Source organism: Marinobacterium sedimentorum, assembly GCF_024267675.1.
GTDB lineage: Bacteria > Pseudomonadota > Gammaproteobacteria > Pseudomonadales > Balneatricaceae > Marinobacterium_A > Marinobacterium_A sedimentorum.
The window spans coordinates 1-24,748 of record NZ_JALDYX010000006.1; the positions used below are offsets into that span (position 1 = coordinate 1).

Consider the following 24,748-nt stretch of genomic DNA (forward strand, 5'->3'; position numbering starts at 1 on the left):
GAGCGCGACGCTGGCAGCGTCGAGGTCGGGGGTTCGATCCCCCCAGGCTCCACCACTTCAAAAGGCGTTTGAAAGTCCTATGCGTCCCATTCGTCTAGTGGCCTAGGACACTGCCCTTTCACGGCAGTAACAGGGGTTCGAACCCCCTATGGGACGCCACTTTCAAGATTTGCGTGAATTGTTTTATGGGGCCTTAGCTCAGCTGGGAGAGCGCGACGCTGGCAGCGTCGAGGTCGGGGGTTCGATCCCCCCAGGCTCCACCAATTCATGTATGTCAGATCCTGCCTGCTTTGCGTTGTATTCCTGTTTTTTCGATCTTTGTCTTTTCTGCGCTCGTTATTCGCTATTATCCCCTGTTGCCGTTTATGTGCTCTGTCCGTTGTTGTTGGGCGTTGTTCTGTGGTGTCTGTCTGCAGTTGTTTCTCCTTTGCTTCTTGTCTCCCTTGTTCTGGTAAGTCGCGTTAATCGCTATGATGATGCAGTGTGGCTGGTGCCTCGATGTGGTGCGCGCCGGTCGAGTTGTGCGTGGCGGCCTGAAAGTGCGGGTTCGTGGCATTAAATAAGTGAGAGGAGTCTGGATTCCGTGGCCCTGATTGAGTTTTCAAAGGAAGAAAAGGCGTCCGTTGTACTGCAGATTCAGCGTTATTTTCGGGATGAGCTGGATCAGGACATTGGTCAGTTTGATGCCGAGTTTCTACTGGATTTTTTCTCCGACAAGGTGGGTGCCTATTACTACAATCGCGGTTTGTTCGATGCTCAGGCGGTGCTCAGCGGCAAGCTGGATGATATCGCCGAGGCTATCAGCGAGATCGAAAAGCCGACGGAGTTTCTGCGTTAGTCAGTGGGGCAGGTGATCGCTGTTGGTGGTCTTGGTCTTGGTCTTGGTTGTGGGTGCTGCTGATGTGGAGTTTCAGGGCCTGGCGGCGCAGGCGTCTGCTGGCGAAGACGACGCTGCCGCAGGCGCAGTGGCAGGCTGTGGTGGCATCACTCGGGCTCCTGCGCGGCTTGAGTACGGGTGAGTTGCGGGATCTGCAGCAGCTGGTGCTGTTGTTCCTGGCGGAAAAGTCCCTGGTGGGTGTGCAGGGGCTGGCGCTGAGTGATGCCATGCGTTTGCGCATCGCGGCGCAGGCCTGCCTGCCCGTGCTGGCGCTGGGGCTGGATTGGTACCGTGATGTGCAGACTGTGCTGGTCTATCCCGGTGGATTCATCGCCCGGCATGAATATCAGGATGAGGCTGGCGTGGTGCATGTCGAACGAGCGGCGCTCAGTGGTGAGGCCTGGGAGCGCGGGCCTGTGATCCTGTCGTGGGAGGCTGTGGCGGCTGAGTCGCCTGCCGGTGTCAATCTGGTGGTTCACGAGTTCGCCCACAAGCTGGATATGCTCAACGGTGCGGCCAATGGTTTGCCGCCGTTGCATGAGGGTATGTCGGTGCGCCAATGGTCGGCAGATTTCAGTGCGGCCTACGCACGTCTTGTGGCTGAAGCTGAGCGGGGTGGGGTCATGCTGCTGGATGCCTATGCGGCGCAAGATCCGGCGGAGTGCTTTGCGGTGCTGAGTGAGGTGTTCTTTGCAGCGCCAGGGTTATTGCAGGGCAGCTATCCCGAGGTTTACGGGCAGCTGCGTCTGTTCTATCGACAGGATCCGATGGTGCGCCTGGGCTGCTGAGGCGGCTTCAGGCAGGGCTGCGGGCTTTGTCTGTAGTTTCGGCCCAGAGTGCGGCGATGCCGGCCTTGTCGGCGTCACTGAGGCGGTCAACGGCGAAGGCGCTTTCCAGGCTCAGGTTAACGCAGTCATCGAGCAGGTCGCAGTCGGCGGGCTCCGTGCTGGCGGCCAGGCTCAGGTGGCCCAGCAGGTAGCTGCAATAGAACAGGCGGTCGTTGTCGTCGGTGCTCTGTTCCTGTGTCAGCAGGTAGTTGTGGAGGCTGTCGCTGTAATCAGTGGGGGTCATGGAGACTCTACCTTCTTCAGTAGCAGTTGTGCTTTTTTGCCGTCGCTTTCAATCTGGTAAAGCTTGACGATCATGTAATCCAGTTCGGGGGCAAACCAGATGTAGGTTTCGCGCTTGGCGTCTTCGCCGCGGTCGCGCTGTACCTTGATGGCATCAAAGGTGCCGGCCGGGGTGTCGACCGATTCGGTGCCCAGGACTTCGAAGTCATATTGCTTGAGGCTGCCGCCATCGGCGACCGGGTAGCTGAGCTTGGTCTTGCCGCTGGGCAGGTCGAGGCGGATTTGCATCTGGTAGCCGAGCTTGTCGAGGGTGCCGGCGGGGATGTCCATCTGCCAGGGTTTGTTGTCAACGTCGTTGGTGACCCGGGTGTTGGGCCAGTCGAAGTTGAGGGTGGCGTCACGGCGCTTGCCAAATACCTTGTGGTGGTACTGGTACTCTTGCGGTACGACTTGCAGCTGTTCAAGGGTGAAGCGGCTGCTTTCCTCGATGCCGGCAATGGCTGCGTCGGCGGTGCTGGTGAGTATCCATTGGCCGTCACTCTGCTGGCGCAGTTCGCGCACGGCTTCAAGGGTCAGCTCTATGCCAACATCCAGGCGTGATTCGTACAGGGCGCGAAAGGGTTTCAGTTCAGTGGGAGTACTCAGTGCCTGGGCGCTGATGCTGCTGCCCAGTAGCAGGGTGCAGCACAGGATCTGTCTTATCCGGCGGTACATCATTGGAACTCCGTATGGAATGCGCAGCACGGTGGCTGGTGGTCAGAGGTTTAATCTGCCCGGCGCCAGCTCAGGGCGGTGCGCCGGGTGGTTAAGCTCTGAATTTATACGCGCTGTCCGCTTGCCGGTAACTGAATGCCATCCAGTGTCACGCCTGTGGTTCCAAGTGTCAGGCGCTCGGCGCAGAACCACTCGACCGCCAGTGGGTAGATCTCGTGCTCGCGTAGCTGGACCTGCTGTTGCAGGCTTTCGATACTGGTGTCGGTCGCGATGGGTACCGCTGCCTGCAGAATCAGCGGGCCGCCGTCGAGTTCCGGGGTGACGAAATGTACGGTACAGCCGTGTTCGCTGTCGCCGGCCTCGATCGCATGCTGATGTGTGTGCAGGCCCTTGTATTTGGGCAGCAGCGACGGGTGGATGTTGAACATCCGGCCCAGGTAGTGGCGTACGAAGTCGGCGGTGAGGATGCGCATAAAGCCTGCCAGTACGATCAGGTCGGGTTCCTGGCGGTCGATCAGTTCCTGCAGTGCGCCGTCAAACGCCTCGCGGGAATCGTACTGGGTGTGATCGAGCAGCAGGGCATCGATGCCAGCGTCGCGCGCGCGCTCCAGGCCGCGTACGTCGGGCTTGTTGCTGATTGCAGCGACGATGCGCCCATTGATGCGACCCGACTGGGTCGCATCAATGAGTGCCTGCAGATTACTGCCGCTGCCGGAAAGCAGTACCACAATCCGCTTTTGTGTCACGCTCAGGCCTCCGCGCTGCGCAGTTCGACCTGCTCCTCGCCATCCTGCGCGGCTTCAATCTGGCCGATAACCCAGGCCTGTTCGCCGGCGGCGGTCAGCAGTGCCAGGGCGCTGTCGGTGTCGGATGCCGGTACGGCGATAACCATGCCGACGCCGCAGTTGAAGGTGCGGTACATTTCGCGCGCATCAACATTGCCATTGTTCTGCAGCCACTGGAATACGGGCGGCAGTTCCCAGGAGGACGTGTTGATCACGGCCTTGCTCGACTTGGGCAGTACGCGGGGGATGTTCTCCAGCAGGCCGCCGCCGGTGATGTGGGACAGGGCGTTGACCTGGCTGTCCTTGATCAGCTGCAGTACGGACTTGACGTAGATGCGGGTCGGCGCCATCAGGGCGTCCGCCAGGGTGCTGTCACCCATGGGCTGGTCGAGGTCGGCGTTGCTGACTTCAATGATCTTGCGGATCAGCGAATAGCCATTGGAGTGAGGGCCCGAGGAGCCCAGTGCGATCAGGCTGTCGCCGGCCTGCACACGGCTGCTGTCAATAATGTCGGCTTTTTCGACCACACCGACGCAAAAGCCGGCCAGGTCGTAGTCTTCGCCTTCGTACATGCCCGGCATTTCGGCCGTTTCACCGCCAACCAGTGCCGCACCTGCCAGTTCGCAACCACGGCCAATGCCGGTAACCACGTCGGCGGCGGTGTCGATGTTGAGCTTGCCGGTAGCGTAGTAGTCGAGGAAGAACAGCGGTTCGGCGCCGGCGACAATCAGGTCGTTGACGCACATGGCGACCAGGTCGATGCCGATGGTGTCATGCTTTTTCAGATCCATGGCCAGGCGCAGTTTGGTGCCGACCCCATCGGTTCCGGATACGAGCACAGGCTGGCGATATCCGGCCGGGATTTCGCACAGGGCGCCGAAGCCGCCGAGTCCGCCCATGACTTCAGGGCGCGCGGTGCGTTTGGCGACGCCCTTGATGCGCTCGATCAGGGCGTTACCCGCGTCGATATCGACACCAGCGTCTTTATAGCTCAGTGATGTTTTGTCGGATGCGGTAGACATGAATCAGATAACCTTTCAGCAACGAGGGTTGGCGGCAAAAAAATGAAGGCGGCATTCTATCAGGTTGCGCGTGGGGCGGCTATTGTGTGTTAGAGTTTAAGCGTCTTTTACCTCGCTGTTTGCCGGTTTTATCGTAGTTTGGAATACCTCATGTTTATCAAATACTTGCGTCAGGTTTTCGCCTGTGTCGCGCTGCTGTGGGTGATCTCTGCCGGTGCCGTTACTGTGCCGGGGCTGTACAGCGCGGAAATAAATGTTGCCAGCGCAGGGGCAGGGCCTGATGCGCAACAGATTGCCGAAGGTCTGGCGCAGGTGCTGATCAAACTTAGTGGCACTACTGAAGTTGCGGCGCGGCCAGGCTATGGCGCGGTGCTGGCCCAGGCGCAGGGTTTGCTAAGCGAATATGCCTATCGCAATTCGGCTGATGGTGATCACTGGCTGCAGCTGCACTACGATCCGGCGCAGCTTGATGAGCTGATGCAGGACGCGGGCATTCGCGGTCCCGGCCCGCAGCGTCCGGCGCTGCTGTTGTGGCTGGTGGTCAAGCCGGCTGGTGTTGCCGAAGACTATATCGCGACGGATCATCCGGCTCTGCAGGCGCTGGTTCAGCAGGCGCAGCGGCGTGGCCTGGCGTTGCAGTTGCCGCTGCTGGATCTGCAGGACTTGCAGCAGCTGCCGCCGGAGCTGCTCTGGCAGCAGGCCTCGGATGCGGTGCGCCGCGCCTCGCAGCGCTATGCTCCCGATGCGGTACTGGCGGGTCGGTTATGGTACGAAGGCGGCTTCTGGTTCAGTCAATTCGAGTTTGGCGGTGAGCGGCGTGAGATGCTGCGCATTACGCCTGCCGGCGATCTGGATGAGCAAATGACGGACGTTGTCGATACGGTGGCGGATTCTTTGCTGCGGCTGCCCGAGGCTGCGCCGCTGGATTATCGGCCGCAGGGGCTGGTGTTGCAGGTGGAAGGGGTCAGCGGTCAGGCAGATTATCTCGCCCTGGTTGAGCGTTTGCGTGCAAGCGAAGGGGTCACGGCGGTTTTTCCGGAGCTCCTGTCCCAGGGGCGTCTGCGCCTGCGTCTGCAGCTTGATACCAGCGTGGAGCAGTTGCAGGAAACGCTGCGACTGGATAATCGGCTGGTACCGGTGGGTAAAATCGATGGCATTTATATGCCGGACACAGGTCTGCTGCAGTATCGTTGGCAGAACTGAGAGCATGGATAGGGAATGCATCGCATGACGGAATCGCAACGCTGGTTTTTACTGATCATCACCCTGATCATGGGGGCGCTGGTGTATGTGCTGGCGCCTATACTGGCGCCTTTCCTGGTGGGTGCCCTGCTGGCCTATCTGTTCGATCCGGTGGCGGATCGGCTTGAGGCGGCGAAGTTTGGCCGTACCGGTGCCGTGGTGACAGTGTTCCTGTTCATGACGGCCCTGCTGGCGCTGACGGTGCTGTTGCTGCTGCCGCAACTGGGTCGCCAGATTCAGGTGCTGCTGGAGCGGGTCCCCATGATTATTGACCTGATCGAGCAGCGCCTGGTGCCGCTGCTGGAGTCGACGCTGGGAATGGATCTGGCGGCCATGGATCTGGGCATGCTGAAATCCATGCTGGCGGGCAACTGGCAGCAGACCGGCAACCTGATGGCGCAGCTGGCCGGCGGCATTACCCGTTCAGGCCTGGCGGTGCTGGCCTGGATCGCCAATCTGGTGCTGATACCGGTCGTACTGTTTTATCTGCTGCGGGACTGGGATCTGATGATGGCACGGATTCGCATGCTGCTGCCGCGCTACCTGGAGCCCAGGGTCGCGCTCTGGGCCAATGAGTGCGATGAGGTTCTCGGTGCCTTTATAAAGGGGCAACTGCTGGTCATGCTGGCACTGGGCATCATTTATGCTGTCGGTCTGTGGCTGGTAGGGCTTGATATTGCGCTGTTGATTGGTATGCTGGCCGGCCTCGCCAGTATCGTGCCCTATATGGGGTTCATTATCGGCATCCTTGTTGCGGGTATTGCAGCCTTTATACAGTTTCAGGATCCGATGGTGCTGATCTGGGTGGGTGCGGTGTTCGCAGTCGGGCAGGCACTGGAAGGCATGCTGCTGACACCATTGCTGGTGGGGGACCGGATAGGACTGCACCCTGTGGCCGTGATCTTCGCGATCATGGCGGGCGGACAGCTGTTCGGGTTCGTCGGCGTATTGCTGGCGCTGCCGGTTGCGGCGGTGATCATGGTGCTGTTGCGCCATTTGCACCAGGGTTACAAGAGCAGCACGCTGTATGGGTCGGCGCAGGTTGCCGAAGTGGAATTGCTGAATACAGAAGCGGATGAATAACACGGCACCTTTCCAACTCCCGCTAGGCGTATCGCTGCGGGATGATGCGCGTTTTGAGAATTATCTGACCGGCGCCAATGGCCTGGCTCGCGCAATGTTGCAGCAGGCTGCCGAAGGTGAAGGTGAGCTGTTGCTCTACCTCTGGGGGATACCAGGGGTTGGCTGTACCCATTTGTTGCAGGCCGCCTGCCACGCCAGTGAGCCCGCGCGCCGCACGGCGGTTTATCTGCCGTTGCAGGAATTGCTGCACCTGGGTCCCGGTATTCTGGATGGCATGGAACACCTGGATCTGGTGTGCATCGACAGTGTGCAGCTGGTGGCGGGCAATAAACAGTGGGAAGAAGGGTTGTTTCACTTCTTTAACCGCATCCGTGCACAGAATAATCGTCTGGTGGTGGCGGCCAGCAGTGCTCCGCGTCAGCTGGGCATCAAGCTGCCGGATCTGGCGTCGCGCCTGAGCTGGGGCATGGTGTTTCAGCTGCATGCCCTGCCGGATGAAGACAAGGAGCGCGCCCTGCAGTTACGTGCCCAGGCCCGTGGCTTCCAGCTATCCGGTGAAGTGGTGCGCTACCTGATTCATCATGCCAGTCGCGACATGGGGGACCTCTTCGGTCTGCTCGACCGGCTGGATCAGGCATCCCTGAGCGCCAAGCGCAAGATTACCATTCCCTTTATCAAGCAGGAGATGGGCTGGTAGCACCGGCTCGCTTCCTGCCTTGTGTCTTGCCCCCGCGGGGGCTTTTCTGCATCATCCCTATGCTGTCGGACAGCCGTTTCCATTGCAGGCATTGCGCTGTCAATGCGCTGGGTGCGCGCTGTTGGCTATGAAACATCTGAAACCAGAACCTGGTGGGAAACAACATGTTAGACGAGCGGACAATGCGGGATTTCGGCGCCCGGGATGAAGACGAGCAGCAGGCATTTCTGACTCAGACCTGGTGCGACAATTGTCAGCAGGCCAATCTTGGCATGCATACAGTGATCGAGTACGAACTCAAGGGTGTGCTGTTTATCGAGGGCAAGTGTGCTGGCTGTGGTGAGCCGGTACTGACTGAGCTTACGGATGATGACTTCTGAGCAGCAGGGTTGGATAAACGGTGTCGAACGAATTTGAAAACCGCTTTGGCGGCAGTCGCAGGCTCTACGGCGTTGACACGGTTGAGCTCTATCGTCGCAGCCATGTGTGCGTGGTGGGGATTGGCGGCGTGGGTTCCTGGGTTGTCGAGGCGCTGGCGCGCACGGCCATAGGCCGGATTACCCTTATCGATCTGGATGATATCTGTGTCACCAACACCAACCGTCAGATCCATGCGCTAAGCGGCAATATCGGCCGATCCAAGGTCGAGGCCATGGCTGAGCGGGTGCGGGCGATCAATCCCGAGGCCGTGGTGGCGGAAGTTGAGGAGTTTATCACCACAGAAAATATCGCTGAGCTGATCAGCGGCGACTTTGATTACGTGGTGGATGCCATCGACAGCCTGCGCGAGAAGTCTGCCCTAATCGCGCACTGCAAACGGCGCAAGATTCCGCTGATTACCATCGGCGGGGCCGGCGGCCAGGTGGATCCGACCCGCATCGATATTGCTGACCTGAGCCGCACCAGTCAGGATCCGCTGGCGGCCAAGGTGCGTTCGTGGCTGCGGCGCCATTATGGCTTCAGTACGTCGAGAAAATTTGGCGTTGATTGTGTCTATTCGACCGAGCAGCTGGTGTATCCGCAGCCCGACGGCAGCGTCTGTCAGCAGAAGACCCTCGCAGAGGGCAGTACACGGCTGGATTGTGACGGCGGCTTCGGGGCCTCCGTCTGTGTTACCGCCAGTTTTGGTTTTGTGGCGGTCTCGCGGGTACTGAAAAAGCTGCAGGAGCGGGAAGCCCGTCGTGTGGCGGCGCTGTCTGATGCGAGTTCGATCTAGTGTACTGCTTGTGTCGTCGAAGCGCGCCTGGGTGTCTCAGCCCAGGCCAACCTTGATTCCCAATGCCATCAATGTCACGCCAATCGCGCCTTCGATGCGCTGGCGTGCGCGCGCCAGTGCCTGCTGTACCGCGGGTCTTGTCAGCAGCATGACAACCAGGCTCAGCCACGCCAGTTCAATGCTGACCGGGGTTAACCCGTAGAGCATTAGCGCCGGCCAGTCATGATCCTGCTGCAGCACCTGGGAAAACATGGCCATAAAGAACAGCAGTACCTTGGGGTTGAACAGGCTGATCATGAGGCCTGCGAGAAAGCTGTGCTGGCTACTCGCTGCTACACTTTCGTTATCGGGGTTCTGGTCCTTGCGGCTACTGAGCAGATAAACCACACCCATGTAAAGCAGATAGGCGCTGCCGAGCCAGCGAATGCCGGCGTAGAGACCCGGTGACTGGCTGATCAGGGTGGCGATACCGACGAGCGACAGGGAGGCGTGGATCAGCAGTGCGGTGGCAAGGCCTGCTGCGGTGAAAAAGCCCGCTCTGCGGCCGCGCCCCAGGGTATTGCGCAGCACTATGGCCATATTTGCCCCTGGAATCATGGCTCCGAGCAGGGTAATGCCGGCAAAGAGTAACCATTCGAACATAGTGTCAGTCTCTGGGATCGTTCATCTGGACGCCCAGTGTAAGGAGTGGCATGCAGGTGCCGCCAATCCCCAATACTGATACTGGTTATTACTTCTGCTTATGGCTTGATGCGGGCTTGGAAAAGCTCGATTTTTCCAGTGCCTGATAGAAGCGCTCGCGCACAAAGCCGTGGGCAGCGTCATGCTGCTGCCGCTGATGCCAGATCAGCGAATAGCGTACCCGTTCGACCTCAAAGGGTAGCGGGAGCAGCGCCAGATCATGCCGTTGCCTGAGGTTTTCCGCCATGTGGCTGGGCAGGGTCAGAATGCCGTCACTGCTGGCGCAAAAGGCGAGCGCAGAGTGAAAAAAAGGCACGGTAATGCGGACCCGTCTCAGCCTGCCCAGTGCCGCCAGAGCGTTGTCGAGGGCGCGGTTCTTGTCGCCACCGCCGCTGATGCTGATATGGTCAGCGCTGGTGTATTGATCCAGATCGAGTCCGCCGTTCGCCAGTAGCGGGTGATTGGCACGCAGCAGGCAACTGTAGCTGTCTTCGCCCACCTGGCGGCCGTGGATATCGTCGGGTACTTCATTCAGGATGCAGGCGGCCAGATCCATGCGGCCCTCGCGCAGGTCGGTGATCATGGCGGGTTCCCAGAGGTGAAAATGCAGTTGCAGTCCGGGGGCGGTGCGGCACAGATCCTCGACCAGTGTTGGCAGAATGTGTTCGCTGGTGTAATCGGTGATGGCGATATTGAAGCGGCCCTGAAATAGGGCCGGGTCGAAATGATCGGGCATCAGCAGGCTTTCAATGTTCAGCAGCAATGGCGCTATCTGCGCCGACAGCGCTTCCGCCCTGGGTGTCAGCTGCATCTGGTTGCCGACCCGCACCAGCAGCGGATCCCCCAGCAGGGTTCGCAGCTGCGCCAGGTTGCGGCTCATGGCGGGTTGCGTCACGAAGAGGGCGCGCGCCGCCTGGCTGACGCTGCGACAGCGCAGCAGCTGATGCAGTGCTGTTAGCAGGTTGAGGTTGATGCGTGATAATTCCATTGCGCAAGGATATCAGCTCAGGTTATACCGAAGAACACTGCTGCATAAATACCTTGGGTGGCACCCTAATACCGCTCAAGGGCAGGGAGGCTGCGCCGATAGACTTCGCTGTGGGAACAACAGTCTGCGCAAGTGGCAATCTGCACATGCGGCCCCGGTGCATATTGATGGTCTGTTGGGACATGGTTAGCCATACGGCTGGGTGGCCTGGTGGCTGTGGTAGCCGGCATGGAGACTGGAAGCCTGTGAGATAAACGTTTTCAAGCCCGACCCGAGGGATCCAAGAGGTATATAATTAGCAGGTGCGCCCGCAGACTTCGTCAGTGGGCCAGCCAGATCCAGCGCTGAATAGGGAGATAGCTTGGATGCAGCAGCCTGATCGAAGCCCGTTAAGTCGGCCTGATGTGACACTCTCAGACGCCTCTACCGCCAAGGGAGGGGGGCTTGATCGCGGCTTTGGGAACATGCTGCAACAGGCTGCCATCTCGCCGGGGCTGGTGGCTGAGCTTGCGGCGGATCACGCCAGCAACCGGTTGGCTCCGCTGGAAAAAACACTGCTCGCACGCTGGCCGGTAGAGAACTACACCGCGGTGCTGCGCGACCCGGTTCAGGCGCTGGATGATGGCCGGGCAGAGTACGATATCTTTCTTGACGGCGCTCAGCGAGTGCTCGATGAGTTGGGCCGCTTTGATATAGCTGCACTGATTGAATTGCGCTTTCCGGCGGGTGGTGTGCAGTTCGGCTGGCATCGGTTTGAACTGTCGGATCTGTTTCTGGGGCAAATGTGGCTTGCCCAGGCGCCTATGCTTGAATGGCTGGAGGCCCATGCTGCCGGACTGGAATCCCTTGTCGCCCGTGCACGGCCCTATGCGCTGGCCCAAAGTGCCCTGTGGCTTGAACGTGATGGTGGCCAGAGTCGGGCCCGGGCCATCGACTCGGGGCAGCTGTATCCCTATTTGCAACGTCTGTTTGCCGGTGCCTTTAACCTTGTGGGTGTCTCTGCACTAAAGCCAGCAAAACTCTTGTCTGCCGGCATGGAGCCGCTGTTGCTGGCCGGTGGCGCCCTGCGCTTGGCTCATGCTGATGCTTCGGTCAGTCAGGCGTTTAGCCTGCTGGAAATCGATGTGCGCCGGGCGACGCTCATGCAGTTGCGCACTGCAGCAGCGCTTTTGTATGAAAAACATCTGCTCGACGCGCAGCACTATGTGCTGCTCAGTCATGGCCAGTATTTTGTGAAGTGCGTTGTAGCAGGCGCGGATGACGCGGATGACGCGAATTACAGGGCGCCGCGGGACTGGATTGACGTTTTCGAGCAGGCGCTTGCGGGCCTTTGGATGCGTGGCGATCTGGGTACCTCGATTCAGGCTGTTCTGGCGTTGCTCAAAAAGGCGGATAGCGCCGCCGCGGCCTGATTGGCGCCTGTGTTTACAGCTTTTCTCTTTTTGGGCAAGTGCCCACATCTGTAATCCGTTAATGCCCCGGCACGGCCTGTGCTTGTGCGTGCAGGCGCGTGGCCAAATCTCGGCCTATGCTGTAACAACGGTTTCCGGGTTGCGGGGCATGACCAAATAGGCAGGAAATCCTGCAAAATACAGGGTTCTGCGCGTCGTCTTAGACATAACCGATTGATTTTATAAGCTGTATCGCCGACCCTATGAGACGTGGTCTTGGTGCCCATGCGGGCGTTTGAGGCACAGTTACAGGCCATTTATGGTGTGGCAGCTGCGTGCTGCATGTATTTACTGGATAACAAACAAGGAAGCAGACAACATGATGAAACTTAAATCCGCCTTTACCGCATCGGTACTGGCCGCCGGTGTCATGCTGGCAGGCGCTGTGCAGAGCGTCTCTGCGGCCGAGCCGACCTATGTCACCATTGGCACCGGCGGTCAGACCGGCGTTTATTACGTCGTGGGTCAGTCGATTTGCCGACTGGTGAATCGCGGTGCCGATGATCATGGCATCAAGTGCACCGCGCCTTCTACCGGTGGCTCCGTCGCCAACCTGAATGCCATTCGTGAAGGTGGTCAGGACATGGGTGTGGCGCAGTCCGACATGCAGTTCCACGCCTATAACGGTACCGACAAGTTTGCCGAGCAGGGTGCCAACCCGGAACTGCGGGCAGTATTTTCCGTACATCCCGAGCCCTTCACCGTGGTTGCCCGTGCAGACTCAGGCATCAAGGTGTTTGATGATCTCAAGGGCAAACGCGTGAATGTCGGCAACCCGGGATCGGGTCAGCGCGGTACCATGGAAGTGCTGATGGAGCGCAAGGGCTGGACGCTGGACGATTTCAAGCTCGCCTCCGAACTCAAGTCTTCAGAGCAGTCCCAGGCGCTGTGTGACAACAAGGTTGATGCCATAATCTTCACCGTGGGTCACCCCAATGGTTCCATCAAGGAAGCCACGACCTCCTGTGAGGCCCTGATAGTGCCGGTGGAAGGTGCTGAAGTAGATGCGCTGATCTCCGAAAATGATTACTACGCCAAGGCGATCATCCCGGCGGGCATGTACAAGGGTACGGATGCCGATACGGCCACCTTTGGTGTGGGCGCGACCTTCGTATCTTCAACCAAGGCTGATCCGGAAGTGATTTACCAGGTGGTCAAGGCTGTGTTCGATAACTTCGATCGCTTCAAGAAATTGCACCCGGCGTTCGAGAATCTGGATCCTGCGCTGATGATCAAGAATAACCTGTCTGCACCGCTGCATGATGGTGCGGTTCGGTACTACAAAGAACGTGGCTGGATGTAACCACGGGTTTTAATTAAAACGGCTTGCCATAGTGGCAGGCCGTTTTTCGTTTGGCTCGCAGCGTTTTATTGCTTAAGTGCGGGCACAGTTAATAATCGGAGATTTTATGAGCGACCCAAAAAAAGGCCCGTCAGCCATTGATGAGGCAGGGCTGCAGGACATGGTTGCAGCCACTGACAGCGGTGCGCGCACCCCCCTGGGTTTTCAGAAAATGCTGTTGCTCGGTACGGCCCTGGGGTGGTCCTTGTTCCAGCTCTGGATTGCGTCGCCCCTGCCATTTTATGACTGGCCACTGGTTGGCAGTTTTGGTGTCTTCAACGATACAGAAGCGCGCTCTATTCACCTGGCGCTGGCAGTATTTCTGGCGTTTCTGGCCTATCCGGCCTTTGATGGTTCCCCCCGGGATCGGGTGCCGGCCATTGATCTTGTGCTGGCCCTGTTGGGCGCCTTTTCGGCGGCCTATCTGTTTATCTTCTATGTGGAATTGTCGACCCGCCCGGGCGCACCCCTGCTGCAGGATATAGTGGTGGCCTGTATCGGTTGTGTGCTGCTGCTGGAGGCAACCCGGCGTGCGCTGGGGCCGCCGCTGGTGGTGGTGGCGCTGGTCTTCCTGATCTATACCTTTGCCGGCCCCTATATGCCGGAAATTATTGCCCACAAGGGCGCGAGCCTGAAAGAAGTGGTAAACCATCAGTGGGTCACCACCGAAGGGGTCTTTGGTATTGCGTTGGGTGTGTCAACCAGCTTCGTCTTTCTGTTTGTGCTCTTTGGCGCGCTGCTCGACAAGGCGGGTGCCGGTAACTATTTCATCAAGGTGGCCTTTTCACTGCTCGGTCACATGCGTGGTGGCCCCGCCAAGGCGGCGGTAGTGTCCTCGGCCATGACCGGGCTGATTTCCGGCTCTTCCATTGCCAACGTGGTGACCACGGGTACCTTTACCATTCCGATGATGAAGCGGGTGGGTTTCAGTGCCGAAAAGGCCGGTGCCGTTGAGGTAGCCTCGTCGGTCAATGGCCAGATCATGCCGCCGGTCATGGGGGCTGCGGCCTTCCTGATGGTTGAATATGTGGGGCTGTCCTATGTCGAGGTTATTACTCATGCCTTCCTGCCAGCCCTGATCTCATATATCGCGCTGGTATATATCGTTCACCTGGAAGCTCTAAAGCTGGGTATGCAGGGGTTGCCGCGCCGCGGTGTTGTGCGCCCCTGGCAGATGCGCCTCATGGGCCTGCTGCTGGGCTTTATGGGCACGGCGGTCGTGGCTTTTGCGGTGTACTTCGGTATCGGCTGGATCAAGCCGCTGCTGGGTGATGCGGCCAGTATTGTTATAGCGCTGCTGCTATTTGGGGTTTATGTCGGGTTGATCCGTTTTGCCGCGACCTACCCGGAGCTGGAACTGGATGATCCCGAGTCCGAGGTGGTGGAACTGCCGGAAACTGGGCCGACTGTGAAGTCGGGCCTGCACTTTATCCTGCCGGTGGTGGTGCTGGTGTGGTGTCTGATGGTCGAGCGGCTGTCGCCCGGGCTGTCTGCATTCTGGGCCAGCGTGCTGATGATGGTCATACTGGTAACCCAGCGTCCGCTGTTCGCGTTTTTCCGTAACGAAGGCAAGCTTTTGGCGGCCTGCCAGTCGGGTTTTGATCAGCTGATCGACGGCCTGATTACCGGTGCCCGCAACATGATCGGAATCGGTATTGCCACGGCAACAGCCGGCATTATTGTCGGCGCCGTGTCCCAGACCGGCGTGGGCTCGGTGCTGGCGGATCTGGTGGAGGTCATGTCCTTCGGCAATCTGCTGCTGATGCTGATACTCACCGCCGTACTTAGCCTGATTCTGGGCATGGGGCTGCCGACCACCGCCAATTACATAGTGGTGTCCTCTCTGCTGGCGCCGGTCATTGTCACCCTGGGGCAGGAGTCCGGGCTGATCGTGCCGCTGATAGCCGTGCATCTGTTTGTGTTCTATTTCGGTATCATGGCCGATGTGACACCTCCAGTGGGACTGGCGTCCTTTGCGGCGGCGGCGGTGTCCGGTGGTGATCCGATCCGCACAGGCTTTGTGGCGTTTTTCTACAGTTTGCGCACCGCCATACTGCCGTTCCTGTTTATCTTCAATACCGACCTGCTGCTGATCAATGTCGATTGGCCCCATGGCATCATGGTGTTCGTGATCTCGACTATCGGCATCTTGCTGTTTACCGCCGCGACCCAGGGTTACTTCCTGGTGCGTTGCCGTCTGCACGAAACACTGTTGCTGCTGCTGATTGCCTTTTCGCTGTTCCGTCCGGGCTTCTGGATGGATCGAATTGTGGATCCGTTCGAGGTACGTGACGGGGCTATGTTGCTGGATGAAGCCCTGGATATCCCTTCGGGCACGTCTGTGCGGCTGCATATCCTGGGCGAAGACGAAATTGGCAACGATCGCCGTTTCGTTGTGCTGCTGCCAATAGGTGAGGGCGACAACACCCGCGATCGGCTGATGGATGCGGGGGTCGAGCTAATGGATGACGGTGGCAAGGCGCTGGTGGATGCGGTGAGCTTTGACAGCCGGGCAGAGCATGCGGGGCTGACATTTGACCAGGTTATCGAGCGTATCGAGATTGCCCGGCCTCAGCCTGCGAAGGAGCTGATCTTTATTCCTGCGTTGCTGCTGCTGGTGCCGCTTGTGATGATGCAGCGTCGCAGGCGTGGGGTGCAGGCGCAGCCCGGAACTGCGAAGGCCTGATAATTTGGCCGCCCCTGGGTGGGCGGCCCTGACAGAGCCGGCCGCGTGCCGGTCGAGGACCGATCATGTTCAAAACTATCCTGATACCGGTTGATCTGGAAGAGTCTGCTTTCGCCGAGCCCGCCATTGCGGTGGCGTTACGCGAACTTGACCCTGATGGCGGCAACATTCATCTGATGACGGTGATGCCGGGTTTTGCGTCCCCTATGGTTGCTTCGTTTTTTGATCCGGCGGCGGTAAAGAAGGCGCATCAGGCGGTGGATAAGCACCTGGTGGAGTTTGCCGAGCGCCAATTACCGGCTGATGTGTTACACAGTCTTTCGGTGCATCAGGGGCATCCGGCAGAACGGATCATCAAGCAGGCGGCGGCGATTAACGCCGATATGATCATTATGTCGGCGCATCATCGCAGTCGCCTGGACAGCGCGCTGCTGGGATCAAACTCCGCCCGTGTGGTCGAGCGTGCGCAGTGCTCGGTGATGATTCTGCGCGGTGAAGCGCTTAAGCCGGCCTGATCTGCCAGCCCTGGGTGATTCTGGGATTTTGGCTCTCCTTCAGGTCAGCGGTGACAGTTCGCTGATTAACTCCTCCCTGCGGCGCAGCGCCTCTATCGCTGTGTCGCCCAGCCTTGCCGCCACTTCGCTCAGAAGTGCTTCGCCCATTACAAAGAATCCCGCCATGGCATTGCTGTAAAACAGGCTGCGGTTGGGCACACAAAAGCTGCAGCTGGCAATGTGGTGCAACGGAGAATCCGCTGTGTCGGTGAGTGCAATGACTTCGATGCCATGCTGTTGCGCAATTTCCGCTGTCCTGATTACGCTCGCCGTGTAGGGAAAGCAGCTGGCGACTATCAGTACGTCGCCTGTCTGCAGCGGGCTCAGTGCATCGGCGATGCCCTGGCGCCCGGCCTCGAGCGTGGCAACGTTGGGCCTGATCATGCCAAGGGCGTAGCCCAGGAAATAGCTTAACGCATAGAACTGGCGCACACCGTAAATCCGTACCTGCACGGCTCTGGCCATGAGTTCGGCTGCGCGACTGAAATCGTCTGGATCCAACGTATCGATCATGGTGGTGATGTTGCTGCATTCCTGTTGCCCGACTTTTGCGGGCAAGCCTGCGTCTGCGAGGCCGGGCTCGCGCGCTAGCTGACTGGCCTGCTCACTGTAAAAATGCAGCGGGCTGCCGGTCAGTTCGAGTCTGAACAGCTGCTGCAGGCCGTTGAAGCCGCTCAGTCCCAGGCGGTGTGCCAGGCGGGTCAGGGTTGATGCGTTGACGCCATGGCGCTCGGCAAGCTCGGTGATGGAGGCCAGGGCAACCTGTTCCGGGGTGTTCAGCATGGCATTGAGTACCCGGCGCGACTGGCCGCCGAGGCGAATAGGTGCCTGCTTGCTGTCAATCTCCGCCAGCAGTTGCCGCAGATTGCTGAGGTTATGGGGCGGGGTGAAGCCTGATGTGTTCATCGCCAGAGTTCGCTGTTTAGGGTTCAGGTACTGTCGCCGGGTGCGCAGTATAACCTTAGATTAAGGCAAAAATAATTGCATAAATTATTAATTGCAAATATATTTGCAAAACACTAATGCTGCCGAGTGCGCCTCCATGACCCATGTCTTTCACCGCAATATCCACCAGTCCTACCCGGTCGCTGTTGCCGGTGACGGTCCCTATATTATCGCCGCTGACGGGCGTCGCTATCTGGATGCCAGTGGTGGTGCCGCGGTTTCCTGTCTCGGTCACAGTGCGACCGAGGTGGTAGAGGCCATCCAGCAGCAGGTGGCGAGCCTGGCGTATGCCCATACCTCGTTCTTTACCACTGAGCCGATGGAGCAGCTGGCGGACTTTCTTATCGCGCGGGCGCCCGCCGGGCTTGAGTATGTCTACTTTGTCTCCGGTGGCTCAGAAGCGGTGGAAGCGGCACTGAAACTCGCGCGGCAATACTTCACCGAAACGGGGCAGCCGCAGCGCAGGCATCTGATTGCGCGGCGCCAGAGCTATCACGGCAACACCCTCGGAGCCCTGGCCACCGGTGGTAACGCCTGGCGCCGTGCCCAGTTCGAGCCGCTGCTGACCCAGGTAAGCCATCTGACGCCCTGTTATGCCTATCGTGAGCAGGGCGAACAGGAGTCGGATGATGCCTTTACAACGCGTCTGGCGCAGGAGCTGGAGGATGAAATTCTGCGTCTGGGCGCCGATGAGGTGATGGCCTTTGTGGCAGAACCCGTGGTGGGGGCAACGCTGGGGGCGGTGCCACCTGTGGCTGGGTACTTTCGCAAGATTCGCGACGTGTGCGACCGCTACGGCGTGCTGCTGATTCTGGATGAAGTCATGTGCGGCATGGGGCGTACCGGAACCCTCTTTGCCATCGAACAGGAGGGCGTCAGCCCCGATATCACCACCATTGCCAAGGGTCTGGGGGCCGGTTATCAGCCCATAGGTGCGACCCTGGTAAGTGGGCGCATTTACGATGCAATTGCGGCGGGCAGCGGCTTCTTTCAGCATGGTCATACCTACATTGGTCACGCCACCGCCTGTGCCGCTGCTCTGGCGGTACAGCAGACCATCGAATCGCGCCAGCTGTTGCCCCGGGTGCAGATGCTGGGTAGGGCGCTGCAACAGCGCCTGCGCAGCCGCTTTGGTGATCACCCCCATATTGGTGACCTGCGCGGCCGGGGTCTGTTCCAGGGGATTGAACTGGTGCGTGACAGGGCAACCAAGGAGCCGTTTGATCCGGCACTGAAACTGCACGCTCGCATCAAGCAGGCGGCGATGGACGAAGGGCTGATGTGCTACCCCATGGGCGGTACCCTTGATGGCCGCCGGGGTGATCATATTCTGCTGGCGCCACCCTTTATCCTCGAAGAGTCGCATCTGGACGAGCTGGTGGATAAGCTGGAAAGTGCGATTACCCTGGCGCTGCGTGCCGTTAAGGGGGCAAGGGCATGAGATCACGCCTGAGTGAGCTGACGCCGGGGAAAATGAGCGATGAACAGCAACGTGTGCTGGACGCTATCCTCAGTGGCCCGCGGGGCAATCTGGATGGCCCTTTCCTGGCCTGGATTCACAGCCCTGGGCTGGCCGATCCTGCCCAGGCGCTGGGCGCTTACTGTCGCTACCATACGTCGATGCCGCTGCGCCTGTCGGAACTGGCGATTCTGGTGACGGCGTCCTGGTGGCAGTCCCAGGCTGAATGGCAGATCCACGAGCCCATCGCACGCCGGGCAGGCATTGTCGATCCCGTGATTGATGCGCTGCGCCTTGGCAGCGCGCCCGTATTTGAGCGCGCCGACGAGCAGCTGGTGTATCAGATCGGCTGTACCCTGTATCAAACTAAGCGTATCGACGATGCGCTCTATCACCGCGCGATCGCCGAGTTTGGCGAGCCTGCACTGGTCGAGCTGGTGGGAATCTTTGGTTATTACGCCCTGGTCGCCATGACACTGAATGTGTTTGAGGTGCGGCGCGATGGCGCGCCGGAACTGCCATTTACCGAGCCGGGTTAATGCCCGCATAATCGACGTCAAATGCTTGCAGGCGCGGAGGCCGGGCGTTAGATTAATGGAGTTATCGCGGGTATCGTATAGTGGTTATTACTCGAGCTTCCCAAGCTTGCGAGGCGGGTTCGATTCCCGCTACCCGCTCCAGTCTCTTATCAGCTCACCTTGCATCGCGCCTGCAGCCTACTAAGGGCCGATTGATAGTTTGCACCACTATTACGACAAGCTCTGACAGAGCGGGAGGCCATGCCGGCCTTGCCGGCGGCAGCTGTCTGCAAAGGCGGCGGATTGCTTTATAATGCGCCCCTTTGTCACTGTGGCGCCGCGGGCGCTTTGTGGGTGCTGTGGAACTTATGAGTTGCGAAAAATCTGTGCGCGTTTTGCTGGTTTGTCTGGGGAATATCTGCCGCTCGCCTACAGCCCATGGCGTGCTGGAGCATCGTCTTCGCGCCGCGGGCCTCGACTGGGTCAGGGTCGATTCGGCCGGTACGGCGGCCTATCATCAGGGCCATGCGCCGGATACGCGTGCGACGGCAGCCGCAGCACGCCGGGGTGTGCCGCTGGCGCATTTGCGGGCACGCCAGGTGGTGACGGCGGATTTCGAGCAATTCGATCTGATACTGGCCATGGATGCCCAAAACCTCTTGGACCTGCGTGCCCAGGCTCCGGCGGGCTCATCGGCGTCAGTACGGCTGTTTATGGACTTTGCGAAGGGCCTGGAAGCTGAAGTGCCTGATCCTTACTACGGTGGTGCAGCGGGTTTTGAGCAGGTGCTGGATATGGTGGAGGCGGCGAGTGATGGTCTGATCGACCAGTTGTGCAGCGGCCTCTGGCGACGAGGAGGCAAGTGATGGATAGCCTTGTTCATAATCAGGATCTGCGTCGGCACAACAGTTTTGGATTTGCGGCCTGTGCCGCAAACTTTATGCGCGTCGAGACGCTGGAGCAGCTGCAGGGTGCCGTTGCACAGGCCCGGCATAACAGTTGGCCGGTGCTGGTGCTGGGGGGGGGCAGTAACCTGGTGCTGCGTGAGCAGATACCGGGCCTGGTGATTCAGATGGCGATCGGCGGGCGCCGGGTAGAGTCCGTGAGTGAAGATAAGGTGCGGGTAACGCTCGGCGCCGGTGAAATCTGGCACCAGAGTCTGGAGTGGATGCTGGAGCAGGGTTACTACGGCTTGGAGAACCTGGCGCTGATTCCGGGCACCGTGGGTGCTGCACCGATTCAGAATATCGGTGCCTACGGTGTCGAACTGGAGCAGCGGTTTGACTCTCTGCTGGCGCTGGATACCGACTCCGGCGACCTGCGTCGCTTCAATCGTGACGACTGCCGGTTCGGTTACCGCGACAGCTGCTTCAAGTCGCATGAGCCCGGGCGCTATGTCATCCTGGAAGTGAGCTTTGCGTTGTCGCTGATACCGAACCTGGTGCTGCGCTACCAGGCGTTGGCAGACGAGTTGAAGGCGCGCGGCATTGAGCAGCCGCAACCGTCGGATGTGTTCGATGTGGTCTGTGCGATCCGTCAGCAGAAGCTGCCGGATCCGGCCGAGCTGGGCAATGCGGGCAGCTTTTTCAAGAATCCGCTGGTGTCCGCGGATCGGTATCGGGATCTGCTGCAGCAATTTCCGAATCTTGTTGCCTATCCGGCGGATGATGCCTACAAGCTGGCGGCCGGCTGGCTCATCGAGCAGTGCGGCTGGAAGGGGCGGTGCATCGGTGCCGTGGGTGTCTATTCCCGTCAGGCACTGGTATTGGTCAATCAGGGGTCGGGTACGGCCACAGAGCTGATGCTGCTGGCAGGCCAGGTCGTGGATTCGGTGCAGCTGCGCTTTGGGGTTGTGCTCGAAATGGAACCCAGACTGTACCCTGCCTGAGCGGTTTGGTCTTTGGCTGGGTCTATTTGCGGAGCCGGTCGATGAACGCCTGGAGGCCGGGGCAAGCTCATGAACAGGTTGGTCTGATGTTCAGGCACAAAAAAGCCGGCGCTAGAGGCGCCGGCTTTTTTGTATCCGCATCACTCAGGAGTGATGCTGTTCTGCCTGCTCCGACGGGTCCTTCTTCGCACTACGACGTTTTTCCCGGGGATCATTGGGTGCGCGGCCGGCACGGCGACGACGACGGGGCGCTGGCTGCTCTGTGGCTGCTTCGGCTTCAGCGCCGGTGTCGACCGCTTCGGCAGCTGTCGGCTGCGTTGCAACCGCTTCTGCCTCTGACGGCTGGGCTTGGGCCCGGGTAGTCTCGGCTTCAGTCGCAGCTTCCTCGACGGCTTCGGGTGCCTTGGCTTTCGCAGTCACTTCGGCTTCAGCAGTTTCTGCCGTTGTTTGTGATAGCTGAGCTTTAGCAGCCGTCTCGGCTGTTGAGTCGGCGCGGGTTTCTGTCGGTTCGACAGGCGTTTCATCGGCAGCCTGTGCAGTCTCGGCGGTTTCAGGCTGAGCTGTCGTTTCAGGCGTTTCAGGCGTTTCAGAAGTTTCTGCCGTGCTGCCAGGTTCCGCCGCTGCAGTCTCAACCGATTCTGGCTGGGCTGGCGCGCTCACGCTGGCTTCAACAGTACCTGTTACCGCTTCAGTAACCACCGTTTCGGCTTCAACGGCATCTGATGCTGTTTCTGTTGCCATGGCTTCTGTTGCGATGGTTTCTATTGCAGCAGCTTCGGCTTTCGCCGCTTCGCTTTCTGCAGCTTCAGCTTCCACCACTTCGATCGTGACAGCGGTGACGTCTGCGGTTTCCTGGGTGGCTGCAGATGCGGCGTCCGTTACGGCATCGGCTGTTTCAGGAGTGGATACCTCATCTACCGCATCAACCGCATCGGCGGTTGCCGCAGCTTTCCGGTCTACCGCTTCGGTGGCAGACGGTTGTGCATCAGCAACCGGTTCAGGAGCGGAGACAGCCTGCGTCGCTGTAGGCTGGGAGGCCTTGTCGGCAGCAGCATCCGTGCTGTCCTGCTGCGCAGCTGCATCAGCTGCATCAGCTGGGGTTGCGGTCAGGGCGACTGCATCCGTCGGGGTGCGTTCTGCGACGCGGTCTGATCCGCGACGACGACGACCACGGCGACGACCGCGGGTTTCGCTGTCCTCGGCGCTGTTGTCACGGGTTTCGCGTTTCTCGGCAGCAGGCTTTGCCTTGGTCGTGTCATCAGTGTCACTCGGGCTGACAATATCCGGCTGCTTGACGCTGGTGTCCGCTTGCTCGTTCTGCTGCTCTTCGCTTGTCTCAGCGTTGCGGGCGGAGCGTTCTGCGCGGGGTTCATCACCGTCATTTTTGCGGCTGCGACGGCGACGACGCGGCTTGCCAGAGCCGCTCTGTTCTTCAGAAGAGGAACTCGGTGCTGGTGCGCTGTCGGCCTGCTGCGGCGTGATGGTGATGATTTCGTCGGAGTCCTGCTGCGAACGACGACGACGGTCATTGTCACGGCTGTCGCGACGGCGCTTGGGTTTGCTGTTGCTGCGTTCCTGAGCTGGGCGGTTACGCTCTTCACGGTTCTGGCTCGGCGCCCGACCCTGACGGATCTCGGGCAGCGGCGTCGGTTCAGGTTCCGGCTTGGGCGTGTCGCCAAACAGGCTCTTGATGAAACCGACCAGCTTGGTGCCCAGGGATGCAGGGGCAGCAGCAGGTGCGGCAGGCGCTGCTTTGGCGGCTGCTGGAGCGCGCTCGGTGCGTGCAGTTGTCGCGGCTGCAGGCGTGGCTGCAGGAGCGGGTTCAGGCGCTGCGGCCGGTGCCGGGGAGGTGGGGGCGATGCCCTGTACCGCGGCTTCCTCGCGCTTCACTATCTTGGCGGTAGTGGCGCCGAACTCTTCCTGCTTGGGTGGGGGCTGCAGGTTGTAGCTGGCGTCGTTGGTGGTGGCCACGGTGTGGTCATCACGCAGGCGAACGACTTCATAGTGCGGCGTTTCCATGTTTGGATTCGGCACTATGACGATGCGTACGCGGTGGCGCAGTTCGATTTCGTGAACTTCGTGGCGCTTTTCGTTCAGCAGGTAGGTCGCGGCGGTGACCGGCAGAATGGCGCGAATCTGGGAAGTGCGGTCCTTGGAGGACTCTTCCTCGATCAGGCGCAGAATCGACAGCGCCAGGGATTCGGTATCGCGAATGGAGCCCTGGCCGTTGCAGCGCGGGCACACGGTGCCGCGGGATTCAGCCAGTGAGGGGCGCAGACGCTGACGCGACATTTCCAGCAAACCAAAGCGGGAGATGCGGCCCATCTGGACGCGGGCGCGGTCCAGCTTGAGGGCATCGGCCAGGCGGTCTTCCACCGCGCGCTGGTTCTTGATCGGTGTCATGTCGATGAAGTCGATGACCACCAGGCCGCCGATATCACGCAGGCGCAGCTGGCGGGCGATTTCTTCAGCCGCTTCCAGGTTGGTGTTGAGCGCTGTTTCTTCGATATCGCCGCCACGGGTGGCGCGGGCCGAGTTGATATCGATGGAGACCAGGGCTTCGGTCGGGTCAATCACGATCGAACCACCGGAGGGCAGGGTGACTTCACGCTCAAAGGCCGTTTCGATCTGGGATTCGATCTGATAACGGTTGAACAGCGGTGTCTGCTCTTTATAGAGTTTGATCTTGCTCTCGAAGCTCGGCATCACGTGGCGGATAAACTGGCGGGCTTCGTCGAACACCTTGTCGCTGTCGATCAGCACTTCGCCGATATCGTTGCGCAGGTAGTCGCGAATCGCACGGATAACGACGTTGCTTTCCTGAAATACAAGGAAGGGCGCGTTGCGTTTGGTACCGGCTTCGGTAATGGCTTCCCACAGGGTGGCCAGGTAGTTCAGGTCCCACTGCAACTCTTCGGAGCTGCGACCGACACCCGCGGTGCGAATGATGATACCCATCTTGTCGGGCACTTCTACACCAGACAGGGCTTCCTTGAGCTGGCTGCGCTCTTCGCCTTCGATACGGCGTGAAATGCCGCCGGCACGGGGGTTGTTGGGCATCAGAACCAGGTAGCGACCGGCCAGGCTGATGAAGGTGGTGAGGGCTGCGCCCTTGTTGCCACGTTCTTCCTTTTCGACCTGAACAATGACTTCGGTGCCTTCCTTCAGCACATCCTTGATGTTCGGACGGCCGCCGCGCTCGGGCTGCTTGCTGAAGTAGTCGCGGGAAATTTCCTTCATCGGCAGGAAGCCGTGACGATCGGCGCCGTAGTCGACGAAGGCCGCTTCAAGGCTCGGTTCTACGCGGGTGATTTTGCCCTTGTAGATATTGGCCTTTTTCTGTTCGCGGTTGGATGACTCGATATCCAGATCATAAAGCCGCTGCCCGTCAACGAGGGCGACCCGCAACTCTTCTGGCTGAGTTGCGTTAATTAGCATTCTTTTCATGTAGTTAGCATTCTTTAATAGGGGAATGCACGTCTGGCCACTGGTCGAGCTGCTTGACCGTATCTTGATGGTACGGCCCGGTC

23 protein-coding genes and 3 tRNA genes are annotated in these 24,748 nt (G+C 59.6%); 18 read left to right on the forward strand and 8 right to left on the reverse strand.

From position 1 onward, the window contains the following. The first annotated feature begins 83 nt into the window (after window positions 1-83). From MRS74_RS07325 to MRS74_RS07340, 4 genes are all read left to right on the forward strand, one after another. Window positions 84-159, forward strand: a tRNA-Glu gene (locus tag MRS74_RS07325). A gap of 28 nt (window positions 160-187) precedes the next feature. Then, a tRNA-Ala gene (locus tag MRS74_RS07330) sits at window positions 188-263 on the forward strand. Window positions 264-583: 320 nt separating this feature from the next. Then, the gene (locus MRS74_RS07335) at window positions 584-838 is read left to right on the forward strand and encodes a DUF2164 domain-containing protein (RefSeq protein WP_254579626.1); all 255 of its coding nucleotides are present in this window, start codon (window positions 584-586) and stop codon (window positions 836-838) included. A 62-nt stretch (window positions 839-900) separates the two neighbouring features. Then, window positions 901-1,665 (forward strand): M90 family metallopeptidase, encoded by a 765-nt coding sequence (locus MRS74_RS07340; protein WP_254579627.1) that lies wholly within the window; start codon window positions 901-903, stop codon window positions 1,663-1,665. Window positions 1,666-1,672: 7 nt separating this feature from the next. On the opposite strand, the gene MRS74_RS07345 is transcribed toward MRS74_RS07340, so the two are convergent. From MRS74_RS07345 to purM, 4 genes are all read right to left on the reverse strand, one after another. After that, window positions 1,673-1,948: a YfcL family protein gene (locus MRS74_RS07345; protein ID WP_254579628.1), complete on the reverse strand. Its 276-nt coding sequence runs from the start codon at window positions 1,946-1,948 to the stop codon at window positions 1,673-1,675. Then, complete coding sequence (locus MRS74_RS07350) at window positions 1,945-2,661, reverse strand: DUF3108 domain-containing protein (RefSeq protein ID WP_254579629.1); 717 nt, start codon at window positions 2,659-2,661, stop codon at window positions 1,945-1,947. The genes MRS74_RS07345 and MRS74_RS07350 overlap by 4 nt, the downstream gene beginning before the upstream one ends. 104 nt (window positions 2,662-2,765) lie before the next feature. Then, entirely contained in the window at window positions 2,766-3,407 is a 642-nt protein-coding gene (gene purN / locus MRS74_RS07355; protein ID WP_254579630.1) for a phosphoribosylglycinamide formyltransferase, read from the reverse strand. Window positions 3,408-3,409: 2 nt separating this feature from the next. Further along, window positions 3,410-4,468 (reverse strand): phosphoribosylformylglycinamidine cyclo-ligase, encoded by a 1,059-nt coding sequence (gene purM, locus MRS74_RS07360; RefSeq protein ID WP_254579631.1) that lies wholly within the window; start codon window positions 4,466-4,468, stop codon window positions 3,410-3,412. Window positions 4,469-4,618: 150 nt separating this feature from the next. On the opposite strand from purM, the gene MRS74_RS07365 reads away from it, so the two are divergent. The 5 genes from MRS74_RS07365 to tcdA all read left to right on the forward strand — a co-directional run bounded on the left by MRS74_RS07365 (window position 4,619) and on the right by tcdA (window position 8,706). Then, window positions 4,619-5,671, forward strand: coding sequence for a DUF2066 domain-containing protein (locus MRS74_RS07365; RefSeq protein WP_254579632.1), 1,053 nt, complete (start codon window positions 4,619-4,621; stop codon window positions 5,669-5,671). A 24-nt stretch (window positions 5,672-5,695) separates the two neighbouring features. Beyond that, window positions 5,696-6,793, forward strand: a complete 1,098-nt coding sequence (locus MRS74_RS07370) for an AI-2E family transporter (RefSeq protein WP_254579633.1) — start codon at window positions 5,696-5,698, stop codon at window positions 6,791-6,793. Further along, the gene (gene hda / locus MRS74_RS07375) at window positions 6,786-7,490 is read left to right on the forward strand and encodes a DnaA regulatory inactivator Hda (RefSeq protein ID WP_254579634.1); all 705 of its coding nucleotides are present in this window, start codon (window positions 6,786-6,788) and stop codon (window positions 7,488-7,490) included. The genes MRS74_RS07370 and hda overlap by 8 nt, the downstream gene beginning before the upstream one ends. A 164-nt stretch (window positions 7,491-7,654) precedes the next feature. Continuing rightward, window positions 7,655-7,870 carry a hypothetical protein gene (locus MRS74_RS07380; protein WP_254579635.1) on the forward strand — a complete coding sequence of 72 codons (216 nt, stop codon included), beginning with the start codon at window positions 7,655-7,657 and terminating at the stop codon, window positions 7,868-7,870. 20 nt (window positions 7,871-7,890) lie between these two features. After that, a complete protein-coding gene (gene tcdA / locus MRS74_RS07385) occupies window positions 7,891-8,706 on the forward strand; it encodes a tRNA cyclic N6-threonylcarbamoyladenosine(37) synthase TcdA (RefSeq protein ID WP_254579636.1) in 816 nt (271 codons plus the stop codon). Window positions 8,707-8,742: 36 nt separating this feature from the next. Here tcdA and MRS74_RS07390 read toward each other — a convergent pair whose 3' ends face one another. Both MRS74_RS07390 and MRS74_RS07395 read right to left on the reverse strand, forming a co-directional pair. After that, entirely contained in the window at window positions 8,743-9,348 is a 606-nt protein-coding gene (locus tag MRS74_RS07390) for a LysE family transporter (protein WP_254579637.1), read from the reverse strand. Window positions 9,349-9,436: 88 nt separating this feature from the next. Further along, a complete protein-coding gene (locus MRS74_RS07395) occupies window positions 9,437-10,375 on the reverse strand; it encodes a LysR family transcriptional regulator (RefSeq protein ID WP_254579638.1) in 939 nt (312 codons plus the stop codon). Between the two features lie 365 nt (window positions 10,376-10,740). On the opposite strand from MRS74_RS07395, the gene MRS74_RS07400 reads away from it, so the two are divergent. The 4 genes from MRS74_RS07400 to MRS74_RS07415 all read left to right on the forward strand — a co-directional run bounded on the left by MRS74_RS07400 (window position 10,741) and on the right by MRS74_RS07415 (window position 16,369). Next, window positions 10,741-11,787 carry a hypothetical protein gene (locus MRS74_RS07400; protein WP_254579639.1) on the forward strand — a complete coding sequence of 349 codons (1,047 nt, stop codon included), beginning with the start codon at window positions 10,741-10,743 and terminating at the stop codon, window positions 11,785-11,787. Window positions 11,788-12,148: 361 nt separating this feature from the next. Next, a complete protein-coding gene (locus MRS74_RS07405) occupies window positions 12,149-13,129 on the forward strand; it encodes a TAXI family TRAP transporter solute-binding subunit (protein ID WP_254579798.1) in 981 nt (326 codons plus the stop codon). A gap of 106 nt (window positions 13,130-13,235) precedes the next feature. Continuing rightward, window positions 13,236-15,854, forward strand: a complete 2,619-nt coding sequence (locus MRS74_RS07410) for a TRAP transporter permease (protein WP_254579640.1) — start codon at window positions 13,236-13,238, stop codon at window positions 15,852-15,854. Between the two features lie 65 nt (window positions 15,855-15,919). Next, a complete protein-coding gene (locus MRS74_RS07415) occupies window positions 15,920-16,369 on the forward strand; it encodes a universal stress protein (protein ID WP_254579641.1) in 450 nt (149 codons plus the stop codon). A gap of 39 nt (window positions 16,370-16,408) precedes the next feature. Here the strand turns inward: MRS74_RS07415 and MRS74_RS07420 are convergent, their stop codons facing one another. Continuing rightward, a complete protein-coding gene (locus MRS74_RS07420) occupies window positions 16,409-17,314 on the reverse strand; it encodes a MurR/RpiR family transcriptional regulator (RefSeq protein WP_254579642.1) in 906 nt (301 codons plus the stop codon). Between the two features lie 136 nt (window positions 17,315-17,450). Between MRS74_RS07420 and MRS74_RS07425 the strand changes: the two genes are divergently transcribed. From MRS74_RS07425 to murB, 5 genes are all read left to right on the forward strand, one after another. Continuing rightward, a complete protein-coding gene (locus tag MRS74_RS07425) occupies window positions 17,451-18,794 on the forward strand; it encodes an aspartate aminotransferase family protein (RefSeq protein ID WP_254579643.1) in 1,344 nt (447 codons plus the stop codon). Further along, window positions 18,791-19,351, forward strand: a complete 561-nt coding sequence (locus MRS74_RS07430; RefSeq protein ID WP_254579644.1) for a carboxymuconolactone decarboxylase family protein — start codon at window positions 18,791-18,793, stop codon at window positions 19,349-19,351. The genes MRS74_RS07425 and MRS74_RS07430 overlap by 4 nt, the downstream gene beginning before the upstream one ends. Before the next feature lie 66 nt (window positions 19,352-19,417). Then, a tRNA-Gly gene (locus tag MRS74_RS07435) sits at window positions 19,418-19,492 on the forward strand. A 206-nt stretch (window positions 19,493-19,698) separates the two neighbouring features. Beyond that, a complete protein-coding gene (locus MRS74_RS07440; protein WP_254579645.1) occupies window positions 19,699-20,196 on the forward strand; it encodes a low molecular weight protein-tyrosine-phosphatase in 498 nt (165 codons plus the stop codon). Further along, the gene (gene murB / locus MRS74_RS07445) at window positions 20,196-21,218 is read left to right on the forward strand and encodes a UDP-N-acetylmuramate dehydrogenase (RefSeq protein ID WP_254579646.1); all 1,023 of its coding nucleotides are present in this window, start codon (window positions 20,196-20,198) and stop codon (window positions 21,216-21,218) included. The genes MRS74_RS07440 and murB overlap by 1 nt, the downstream gene beginning before the upstream one ends. Before the next feature lie 144 nt (window positions 21,219-21,362). Here the strand turns inward: murB and rne are convergent, their stop codons facing one another. Further along, window positions 21,363-24,665 (reverse strand): ribonuclease E, encoded by a 3,303-nt coding sequence (gene rne / locus MRS74_RS07450; protein ID WP_254579647.1) that lies wholly within the window; start codon window positions 24,663-24,665, stop codon window positions 21,363-21,365. Between the last annotated feature and the right edge of the window lie 83 nt (window positions 24,666-24,748).